We start from the raw sequence: 10821 nt of genomic DNA, 5'->3' as shown, positions 1-10821 counted from the left end.
GCTGCCTTTTTTGTGTTTATAAATCGCGGCTATTTAAATTTAACCGTTTTTGTACTGCGTGTATAACTTCTGCTTTCGGGCTTAGTCCATTCACCCTTTTTAAGATAAGAGGTCGATACAATAAACTTATCGTCTTTTAAATCACTAGTAGATTTAACCTTAGTCACTCCCTCTTTACTGCCTGTTACTTCCTCATAGGCTACAAACTGAGTAGGGCTTAATACCGTTATTGTGCCTTTAGTGTAAAATCCTGCCGTAGTGAAATAATAAAATACGAGTGACTTCTTTTTGCTATCATAAAAAATCATCGACTCACCGCCATACTCACCCTCGTTAATCGAGTGCATGGTACGAATAGCTTTACCGTTTAAAGCGCGTTCCCAACGGCCAACATCTTGTATTTTTTTAGCGCCTTCTGGTACTTTAAAGTCTGCTTGCCACGTTCCTAAGTAAGGTTTAAACACTTCTAGCTCTTTATCAAGGTTACTGGCAGTTTCATTAGCAAAGCTACTAAATGTGCATAAACATAATGCTAAGAATAGCGATTTAAAATATGTCATAATTTGGCTCTCGTTGTTAGGCTCTTATAAGCCCAGTATAGGTGATAATTAATTGATAAAGAAAATATTAATCACGTTCTCATTGCTTTATTTAGCTGCCATTTGGTTAGCTTACCCGCTGCAATACTTACCTGTTTATATACCAATATATGTACCTGGTTATATAAGTGTATTAAGTGCTATAACTTTTTTAATGTACGCGTGGGATAAGCGACAAGCTAAGCGTTCTTCACATACAAAAGTAAACCGCACGCCAGAGCGTACACTGCAACTACTTGCATTATTTGGAGGATGGCCGGGGGCATTACTTGCTCAACAATTACTTCGTCATAAATCGCAAAAGCGACGTTTTATTATTGTGTTGTGGTTATGTATTTTAATTAATGTTGGTAGTTATTTCGCAGTAGGATATTTGTGGCTTTATGAAGGATTTAATATGCCTTAGGCCAGTTATTAAATTAACCAGGCTAAGGCATATAAACTAAAACGTACTGAGAAGCTTATTGAGCCGATTGGCTTGCTTCCATTGTATCGAGTTCAACAGTTAGTATTGTTTTTTTATCAACTGAAACCCATTTTCTGTAAGTAAGGTATCCTGCTTTGCTTACTTCAATATCGTATTTACCTTCTTTAAGCTCAATACCAGCTTTGTAAACAGGGTTGATATTCATAATACGAACGCGAGCATCAGCAGGGTTAGTAATAACTGTTAATGAAATTGGTGCAGCTACTTCGTTAATCTCTGCAATAGGTTCTAAAACTACTTGCTCAGTTTCTTGGGCTGGAGGAGGTGTAGAACAACCGCTTAATAACAGTAAACCCAAAAGTGCGCTTAATTTTTTCATAGGTACTCCGTAAAATTATTTTAAATAATAAATGTTAAATGTCACGAAATATCATGGAGGAGTATTAATAAGTTGGGGTACCTAACTCGTCTTCCTTGACTTTCGTTTGTTTAAAAAACAAATTGGCGTACAGTTTAATATGTATCCAGCTCAGGTTCAATTATTGTTATTAATTTATAAAGTTTTAAATAAATTTAACGCTATGCTTATGCTGCTCATTTAAAGTAATAAAGTGGCTTCATCGCTATTATCGCGTTCAAAGTTTAAGTTGAACTGACCTTGACGAGTGGTAGTAAAAATAGCGCGCTGCCAATCTTCCACTTCATTTTTAATTGCGTGGTCAAATAACGTTTTAAACAACGCTGTTATATTTTCAGATACAGCAATTGCATGCTGTGTTTCGTCGTCTGCTTTAATAAAGTGAGCTTTGCACTCAATCACATTATTATCGCAATCTAAAATAAGCTGTGCTTCAAGCCACGGAGCATCAATTTGTTGATAAAGATACTGACCTAGGTGTTGCGGGATGTGTTTTATATCAGGTTGCATTGGCTGTCCTTAGCGCTCATGTTTATTACGTATTAAATCATTGGCTAGCATTGGATGTGGCGTAAGCTGTACTTTGGTTATACCAAGTAAGTTTGCCACTAACGCATGCTCTAAACACCAGTACCCAATATAATAATCAGTATATTCAAATTCACAATTACATTCATGGTTGCCGTGCCAGTCGGCATCATCAAGTTGGGCATACCACTGCGATATAAACTGGTTTAGCTTCTGTGCTTGCGTATTTTTATCAAGACTAAAGGCATCAAACAAACACTGGTAAACATCAGGGTAATAGAGGGTTTTTGCCATAGGGCGCTGTGAATCACCGAGCTTTACGGCAATAGCATCAAATAATGCATCTTTACCTTGTTCACCAATGACATCAAGCGTTTTACTAATATGCTCAGTGGGCGCGTCGCAGGCAACTAGCAACGACAGCCACCAAAGCGTATAAATATAGCGATTTATATTCGCAGAGCCACACGCATCGCCAGCGCCTCCAAGTTGCTCAAAATCAACACGGTAAAACTGATGGGGTTGTGGAATGTTATTAGCTACCAAGGTGAGCTGTTCACGATAAGGTAAAATAGCGAGTACAAAAGGGCGTAGTTCATCAATATAGGCACCATAAGAATAATGCGCCACAGCTCGCATAATGGCTAGTTGAAACAATCTCTGAGCCACATCAACGCGCTGAGTAGGGGAAGTAAATACAGCGTCGTCGAGTGCAGCTTGTGTTTCAGTTAGTGCTTCATCAAGGTCACTTGTAAGTGTTTGAAAGTAGCTTTCATCCTTACGGTTATCACGTAACATCCATGTCATCCTTTAAGGTGAACTAAATCTTTAGGGTAATACGGGTGGTCAATAAAGCTACTGTCGTCAATATTATAAAGTTTAACGACTAAAGCCGAACCCCAGCACCAGTAGCCAATGTAAGCATCCGTATCCATTAAGTGGTAATCAGGGCTTCCTTCGGCTTTATACCATGCATCAAGATATGCTTTCACTAATTCAGGTCGCTGCTCGGGTGTCCCTTCAATAACACTGTATAACTTACCAAAACGTTTTTTGAATAACGGCATTGTTGCAGCTTGGCGTTCACTATCTCCCATCGCGATAGCGAGGTTATCGAGTAAAGCATCTTGCCCTTGATTAGCTATAAGCTCAAATGCTTTTAGGTAATAGTCTTCACCCATGCCCAAGCAGTAGGCAAAGGTAAGCCAAATAATTGTGCGCCTTAAATCATCTTCGTGTAACTCCTCCCAATCGATACGATTTTTTTGCTCATTTGCAGGCAAGGCGTCAGCATAGTCTTTTTGCCATTGACGGTATTCAAGTGCTTCAAGTAAATGAGGCTTAAGCTCAGTTAAGTTGTCTCCGCGAGAGTAACGTTCGTGAAGCAATCTTGAGGTGTAATCTACGAGTCTAAAAGAAAACCTCATTTTTGAATTAACAGTTAAGCTGTTATCATTTTTTAGGTCATCAATGTATTCTTGAATTGTTTCAAGACTAAATTCTACTTGTTCATCAAAGTAAGCTTTACTTTTTAATTTATCTCTAAGCATTTTTTCTTCCTAAAAGCCTAGGGGTGTACCGATGACACTCCCACTAATATCTAATTTTTTTACAACAAGCGTACCATCAGGCTTATTGCGTATTAATATTTTTTCAACTGAGCCATCATTTTTATCTAGGCTTTTCAAAATTTTCGATCGTTCTTTCCTACTTAGCCCTGCTTTTTCAAGTCTTTCATCATTAAGCCACTTGTCACTCATTTGCTTGCCGTCACTAGTCATTCCTAGCCTGGCCTTGTTGTACTTGGCTTCAGTAATGGCTGTTTTTGGTGGCGGGCCTATATAAGAATAAATACCATCAATGCCCGTTTCGCCCATTTTATACTGACCATTTGTATTACCGATGGGTTTATAGTTTTTTGATGTCATTAACGCATGGGCATTATATTCACCTGCGGCTGCTTTTCTATGATTAAGTGATTTAAATATGTCTTTAAAATCATCAGGTGTTTTCAGGCTTAAGCGACTCGCTGCTTTAGCCCCTTTAAGCTCATTACTAATTGGCGCATCTAATTCATTCGCAACGCTCTTTTTAGGTTTACCCACAATACCGGTGCTTTTCGGCGGTTCGAATTCATCGAGGGCTTTGTTTACGCGATTGCCAATCTCACTTGCTGCGTCTTTAACGCCCTGGTCTATTTTGGGCGCTATTTCATCAAGCTGTTTAATCGTGGCTTGCATGCCGTCTATGGCAAGCTGTGGCAGCAGCAAATCATATTGCCAACTTGTTGATATTTCGTGAAGTGTATCGCGCAGGCCTTTTATAAAGGCTTTTACTTCGCTGGCTGCTTGTTTACCTAGGTCTTGCCAATTTATTTTACGTAAATACTGAACAGGGTCGCCTTTGCCCAACTTGCGTAACACTGCAATTGCGGCTTCTATTGTGTCGCCGCTGTTTTTAATCACCACTTTACCGACGCCTTTTACCGCGGAGCCGAGCACCGGTACTAAACCTATCGCGGTGAGCGTAAAGGCAATCCAGCCATCACTGTCGTTGGCTTTATCGTCATCAGTCAGTAGCATTATATTGGCTAAAATATCCCGCACGTCCATGACTTGGTCAATAACAGGTATCATTGAAATAATACTGCCTACCACAATCTGCGCCGTTGTAGGGTCTTTATTAAAGTCACCTTGCAGTGCTCCCCATAACCAATCACCTTGCAGTGCTCCCCATAACCAATCACCTGCTTGGCTGGCTATGTTGCTTGCTTCATCAAGTGTTGCTGCTTGCCCAGCTCTGCTCATTTGTATGGCAGAGGCGGGGGTTATTCTTTTATAAAGTGGGTTTGGCGTGGTGTTATCTTGTGGTTCAAACTCGCGCGTATCTTCGCCGTATTGAACAGTAAATTGACCATTTGGTACGTCGGTTAATTGCGCTATCCCGTCTTCATCTAGCTGGCCTGTGCTTTGTGTTCCATCATCAAATTTAATTGTATAAGGTGCGTTTTTTACAGGGCTGCCATCTTGATAAACATAAAGTAAATCCACTACGCTTGACGTTGTTGCAGCAATACCTGCGTCATTAATGGTTATATCACTAATGCGGCTAATATTGGCAGGGCTTGCATTGCTCGGTGCCCGCGCTGTTTGTGGACTAGTTATGTTGTAATCAACTGGGCCATCAAAGGTTATAAATGTGCCATCGAGTGTAAGTACGTTAGTGGCGGTAATATCAACATTGCCTTGACTGTCGAGTTTTATCTCGCCGCCTGCGTTGTGAATAATTAAATCGCCATTACCTGAGCCCGTAATGCTTATATTATCGTTTGTTTGTAAAAACGTAGAGCCATTAGGCACATTAAGCTTTTACTTTTTAAGCGCAGCGTCTCTAGCCCTCTTTGTGAATAATTTACTCAAAAAACATATTGCACAAAGAGAAAAGAATGAGAAGTAAATGAGGGACCCAATTTGAAATACAGCCAAAAGCTAAGGTACTAATTTTAAAAGGCTGTAGCACCAGCAAGCATCCATGTTGTTAAAGGGCGGTTAAATTATTGCTTAACGTGTTGGAACAGCGGCGATTACTTCTTCATCGTTATTATCGCGTTCAAAGTTTAAGTTAAATTGGCCTTTACGCGTCATTGTAAAAATAGCACGTTGCCAATCTTCCACTTCATTTTTAATGGCGTGGTCAAATAACGTTTTAAACAACGCTGTTATATTGTCAGATACAGCAATTGCATGCTGTGTTTCGTCATCTGCTTTAAAGTGAGCTTTGCACTCAATCACATTATTATTATCGCAATCTAAAATAAGCTGTGCTTCAAGCCACGGAGCATCAATTTGTTGATAAAGATACTGACCTAGGTGTTGCGGGATGTTTTTAATGTCGGGTTGCATTTGCTGTCCTTAGCGTTACTTTACATCATTAATCATTGCTCAATGAGTACGACGATTGATTTACCTTGCTCAGCCGCATCTCTAAAGGTTACAAAGTACTTGTCTCGAACTAGCTCATACGCTTCGGGGTTTACTTCGTCGATACCATCTTGCTCAATTTCAGCAATAATTTGCTGACCTTCCAAATTGCTAATATCGAAGTCGTATTTTTCTTCCATTATGGTATATAAATCTTTGACCATATCAGCAGGAAAAAATCCGAAAGTACCGCTAATATCAGCGTCAGGTGGTAGTAGCTTATGAGGGAAAAAGTTAAAACTAGCAATAAGTAATAAGCGGCTATTACCAGCGATGGCATCCCACAATTGCAGTGCTGGCTCAAAGCCGCGCAGGTTTATTTCGATTGACTGCCAATGAATGGCTTCTTCTTCAGTAATTTCCAGTAACTGTTGGTATTTGCTTTCATCATCACCGTTAAGCGAGGTCGGGTAACTTTCTTCGTCAATAAGTAATAAGTGAATTAAGCTGCTCATAGGTAATAGGCTCGTGTTGTGTGATTAGCGAACTAATCAATTAAAAATAAGGGTAGATAAAGTGAATTGGTTTGGCATTGCCAGCCGTGCAGGTCTTTGCCTAATTTAGCCATAGTAAGCGCATTTAAACAGATAAAGCCTTCTTCCATATCTTTGTAATCACCAAATTTGCATTCATCAGTATGCCATTTTATGGCTTTATCAATACTGGCTTGCCAAAGTGTTATATCGGCTGATGTTAAAGCAGAAATCGCTTCGATTAACGGGAGGATATACTGTAATACATCTTTATCCTTGGTGTTTTTGGTTTCAAGTAAGGCGGCATCAATATCGCTTTGCTCAGGTGTGCCACCTGTAACAATATTTTTTAATAATTCAACATATTGGAGTTTGGCTTGATGTTGAACACTCGATAGTTTTATTTCACTGTGTTTAAGTTTTTCTAAAACTTCCTGCTCAGCAAAAAGAAGAACAATATTGAGATCTTGTTGAATAGTCCAATCGTTATGACTTGTTTTTAACTCAGGGTCAAAACCTCGTAAAAATGCAAAAGGTGCTGCTTTTTCGAAGTATGATTTAGTTTCAGGGAAATTTTCTAATACATAGTATGCATATGCTAATTCAATATATTTATTAGCTACCACAAAGGTGGCTTGCTGCCTCACTTCTATATAAACAGAATTGTCTAGTATTTGAGGTGTTCGCTTAGTTAAAACAATAGGAGCACGTTTAAATAGTCGCTCAAAGTCAATTTCACATTTATTTAAATTTAACATTAAAATTTCTCTACGGTAAAGGTTGTAATTTTCCACCAATTATTTTGCCGTTATCTTCAACAGCTTCGATAACTAATTTACTTATTTTTGGATCGCCATCTTCAATAGCATCGAATAAATTTTCACCTAATTGATTCTGAGCTTGGTATTTTTTAGATTTTTTCATGCTAGCCAGAGTGTTATCAATCCATTTATCAGTCATTTGATCTCCCTTTTTGGCTCCTTTAGTAAGTTTGGCACCAGGTCCTTTAGCTTCTACAATAAAGTATTCTAGCACGTTGCCGTCTTTATCACGCTTAGCCCAAACTTGGTCAAAACCGGGCCCAGGACCAAAACCTAATTCCATTTTCGCAGGTGGCGGTGGCTTAGAAAAGTGTTTTGCCATATATGCACTTGCAGCACGTTCTCCTTTAACCTCGGTCAGCTTCGCTTTAAATGCGCCAATGCGGCTACTAGAATCTTTATCATTAATAGCTTTGGCTAGTTTTTTCTTATATGCCGTTTCATAGTCCGCTAGGTTTTTGTAATGGGCATCAAGAGCAGGGTTTCTTACTAACTTAAGTGCTGACACTTGCGTTGTTACGCCTCGATTGGTACCTGGTTGTAATGCCGCATCGGGCTTGTCAATGCGCTCAATTAATTTAGGTTGCTCAGGCGATACTGTGTGCGATATTGTTTTATCTAGCTGTTTGCGCTTAAGTATATCGGCCATATTAACCAGTGCGCGATTGGCGCTGGCAAGGTGTTTTGATTTACTCGCTGCAGAAGCGGCAACACCCACCCCGCCTGTTAATATCGCTAATAATATTTCAAAGGCCATTACACCGGTTATACGTTGTTTATCTACGTACGAATGGGCTTCAATATAGTCATACGGAAAGCGCGCGAGTGTATTGCGGGTATCTTCATCGTCCATTAAGGCGAGTAATAATTCAAAGGCATCTGATAATGTACTGGTTGTTTTTTGGCTAAAGGCTAAAATTGTTTCAAGTTCGTGCTTAACCGCGTGTTTATCACCACTTGCAACAGCGTCAATCATTCTAAAGCAGGCAGAATACACACTGATATTTACATCAATCCCCAATACGATTAAATCAGCGATACCCGTTACAAGGGACTTTGCGCCTTGATACAGGCCCGTTGCGCGTGCACCGGTTTCAATCATCCATTGGGTAAAAAAGTCCTCTTGCTCAAAAATAGCATCGCCAATAGCTGCTTGTTTGCGTATTTCATTAAGCATAGAGGTGAGATGTTGTTTAAAGTCGTTACGCAGTTGGATGAGTTGTTGTTCATCCGCTTGAGTGGTTGCGCGCAGCAAAACATCACTTTTACCTTGCGGTAAATTAGCCAAGGTGGCTACACCGTTTGCCAGTGAGCCGGTATGTTCAACGCCCTCATTATCGATAACAATATAGTCAATACCATCAACGGGCGAACCATCATCATAAAGGTATTCAAGTTCAAGCTGAGCGAGTGTACTTGCGGATAACGTATTGTCACCCAAATCAAACGCAGTCACTTGGCTAATGTTAACAGGGCTTGCATTGCTCGGTGCCCGCGCTGTTTGTGGGCTGGTTATGTCGTAATCAACCGGCCCATCAAAGGTTATAAATGTGCCATCGAGTGTAAGTACGTTAGTGGCGGTAATATCAACATTGCCTTGACTGTCGAGTTTTATCTCGCCGCCCGCGTTGTGAATAATTAAATCGCCATTACCTGAGCCCGTTATGCTTATATTATTGTTTGTTTGTAAAAACGTAGAGCCAGTAGGCACATTAAGCTTTAAGTCGCTGTTATTGGTTTTAAGGAGTATGTCGCTTTGGGCATTTACTTTTACTGCACGTCCGGTGAGGAGTGATATTTCATTCTCGCTCGTAAGGGCCGCATTTTTACCACTGAAGGCTTGGCTGCCACCACTTTGATAATTTACATGGCTGTTATTTGTGGTTTGCGACACGTTATTTTTAACATCAATAAATTGATTGTTTTTAATAACAAACTGAACATTGTTTTGTTCTGTTTCAAGGCATAGGTCGCGCCCAGCGTGTAAATTTATAGTCCCGAGTTGGCTTATCCATTGAATAAATTGGCGGCCTGATTTTATAGCATTTAATTCAATATAGTGCTCACTGGCGAGTGTTTGTAAGATGACTTTGGGTACATCTTTGTCGTCATCGAACAGGAGTTCATTTTGCGCGGCGCTTAATAAGCGATTATGTGTTGGGTTAGCGGCTGTAACTACGCTTGGCTGGTCGGCGTTTAGTGCAAAACCCATTATAAATGTATTATTTGGGTCGTTATTAATACACCCAATAAGTACCTCAGAGCCACCAACGAGTGGAAAGTGCCAGCCAGTGGCTTGAGGTTGATTTTCACAAGCATATAGCGCTAGTTTTTTTAGTGCAGGGCTTGATTGAATTACTGGGCGAGCTGTTTTATCAAACTCGGTACGAATACGGTATTGGCCATGTTCATCTACAAATGCATTACTTGTGAGAGATTCTACGGTTGCTGGAAATACCATGGGCTTAGGCGTGTGGGGCTCAGGCATTGCTTTGTAAGGTGTACCGCGCTCTATAAATTGCGCTACGCAGTGATAGTGCGTTTCACCTTCATGGCTGCTTTCGTCATTTGCTTGATTAAGGGTGTGCTCTATTGCAATGCATAGCAAATCACCACTGGCAAACCCCATATTATCGTCAAGCGAAATTGAGCAGCCTGCAAATACATCAGATACATTACCCGTAAGCGTAACCAGTTTATTGTGTGTGGCTAATGCATTACTAAAGCTTTGTGTTTGTGCTGATGCTTCGGCGTCTGAGTTTGCAGCAGGCTCGAAAAAAGATTGACTGTTACTGGCTACTTTTTGGAATTGTCCATGGGCATTACTTTGCGCTGCATTATTATATAAGGTTTGTGTTACTTCACTGTGCATAAAGCCGACAAAGTTACCCCAGTACTGGGCGTTCATCCCCGCGTTTGCTTTAACTTCTAATACACCCGTACTTAAATAGGGGCTGTTGAGGTTGCTGTCACTTATAACAAGTGTTTCGGTGTTTGATTCACTTTCAATCCAATAAAAAAGACCATGCTGAGACATCAAGCGATTAAAAAAGGCCCAGTCACTTTCCATTGCTTGCACACATTGCTTTAAATGCGGTAAGGCGGAGCTTGTCCTAAAAACGATTTGTCCTGATGAATAACCTGCTTTTTGTGCTAAGTAATTTAATACATCTTGTACGTTTACGGTAATAAAGACTTTACTGTTTGAGGTGTCTTTTAAGGTGGATAATCGATCTTGAATGTTTATTTTAAAGCGATGTAGATTGTTGAATACACCCATATTGGTTACAGATGTAATCAGGCCGCATTGTTCTCTATATCTTTTATTTTTATTAACAAAAATCACACTGGCATTAGCAAGTAGTATATCTGTATTGATTTTTACTGAAGATTCAACGGTGAGTGAATAACTAAAGCCTTTATTAATTTTTTCGTAGCCATGTAGGTAAGTAACATTAAAGTCTTTGTCATTAACCTTCAAAAAAAAATTAGATTTAGTCAAAACGTTGCAATCCCTGCTCGGTAAAATTAGTGGCGTAAACATACCTTTTTGTGTGTTAATGATCAACTGGATA

General features: G+C 39.9%; 11 protein-coding genes. 1 reads left to right on the top strand and 10 read right to left on the bottom strand.

Annotated features, from left to right (window positions below):
- Nucleotides 1-29: 29 nt before the first annotated feature.
- Nucleotides 30-560, bottom strand: coding sequence for a hypothetical protein (locus CXF76_RS02265; RefSeq protein ID WP_024591507.1), 531 nt, complete (start codon nucleotides 558-560; stop codon nucleotides 30-32).
- Between the two features lie 52 nt (nucleotides 561-612).
- Here CXF76_RS02265 and CXF76_RS02260 point away from each other — a divergent pair, with 52 nt between their 5' ends.
- The gene (locus CXF76_RS02260; RefSeq protein ID WP_007586205.1) at nucleotides 613-1005 is read left to right on the top strand and encodes a DUF1294 domain-containing protein; all 393 of its coding nucleotides are present in this window, start codon (nucleotides 613-615) and stop codon (nucleotides 1003-1005) included.
- Between the two features lie 55 nt (nucleotides 1006-1060).
- On the opposite strand, the gene CXF76_RS02255 is transcribed toward CXF76_RS02260, so the two are convergent.
- The 9 genes from CXF76_RS02255 to CXF76_RS02215 all read right to left on the bottom strand — a co-directional run bounded on the left by CXF76_RS02255 (nucleotide 1061) and on the right by CXF76_RS02215 (nucleotide 10748).
- The gene (locus CXF76_RS02255; protein WP_007586203.1) at nucleotides 1061-1405 is read right to left on the bottom strand and encodes a PEGA domain-containing protein; all 345 of its coding nucleotides are present in this window, start codon (nucleotides 1403-1405) and stop codon (nucleotides 1061-1063) included.
- A gap of 219 nt (nucleotides 1406-1624) precedes the next feature.
- Nucleotides 1625-1954 carry a hypothetical protein gene (locus CXF76_RS02250; RefSeq protein ID WP_024591508.1) on the bottom strand — a complete coding sequence of 110 codons (330 nt, stop codon included), beginning with the start codon at nucleotides 1952-1954 and terminating at the stop codon, nucleotides 1625-1627.
- Between the two features lie 9 nt (nucleotides 1955-1963).
- The gene (locus CXF76_RS02245) at nucleotides 1964-2770 is read right to left on the bottom strand and encodes a PoNe immunity protein domain-containing protein (RefSeq protein ID WP_101162959.1); all 807 of its coding nucleotides are present in this window, start codon (nucleotides 2768-2770) and stop codon (nucleotides 1964-1966) included.
- A 5-nt stretch (nucleotides 2771-2775) separates the two neighbouring features.
- Nucleotides 2776-3522 carry a PoNe immunity protein domain-containing protein gene (locus CXF76_RS02240; RefSeq protein WP_024592072.1) on the bottom strand — a complete coding sequence of 249 codons (747 nt, stop codon included), beginning with the start codon at nucleotides 3520-3522 and terminating at the stop codon, nucleotides 2776-2778.
- A gap of 9 nt (nucleotides 3523-3531) precedes the next feature.
- On the bottom strand, nucleotides 3532-5331 hold the full coding sequence (locus CXF76_RS20775) for a hypothetical protein (RefSeq protein ID WP_231621092.1): 1800 nt from the start codon (nucleotides 5329-5331) through the stop codon (nucleotides 3532-3534).
- Between the two features lie 201 nt (nucleotides 5332-5532).
- Nucleotides 5533-5874 (bottom strand): immunity protein YezG family protein, encoded by a 342-nt coding sequence (locus CXF76_RS02230; protein ID WP_024592070.1) that lies wholly within the window; start codon nucleotides 5872-5874, stop codon nucleotides 5533-5535.
- Between the two features lie 32 nt (nucleotides 5875-5906).
- Nucleotides 5907-6407, bottom strand: coding sequence for a hypothetical protein (locus CXF76_RS02225; protein ID WP_008170468.1), 501 nt, complete (start codon nucleotides 6405-6407; stop codon nucleotides 5907-5909).
- Between the two features lie 32 nt (nucleotides 6408-6439).
- Nucleotides 6440-7183, bottom strand: a complete 744-nt coding sequence (locus tag CXF76_RS02220) for an Imm49 family immunity protein (RefSeq protein ID WP_008170470.1) — start codon at nucleotides 7181-7183, stop codon at nucleotides 6440-6442.
- Nucleotides 7184-7193: 10 nt separating this feature from the next.
- A complete protein-coding gene (locus tag CXF76_RS02215) occupies nucleotides 7194-10748 on the bottom strand; it encodes a contractile injection system protein, VgrG/Pvc8 family (RefSeq protein WP_101162960.1) in 3555 nt (1184 codons plus the stop codon).
- Between the last annotated feature and the right edge of the window lie 73 nt (nucleotides 10749-10821).

It is taken from the genome of Pseudoalteromonas sp. 78C3 (genome assembly GCF_002836695.1).
Classification (GTDB): domain Bacteria; phylum Pseudomonadota; class Gammaproteobacteria; order Enterobacterales; family Alteromonadaceae; genus Pseudoalteromonas; species Pseudoalteromonas arctica.
The sequence above is the reverse complement of the archived record's forward strand: the minus strand, read 5'-3'. Positions and strand labels throughout refer to the sequence as shown.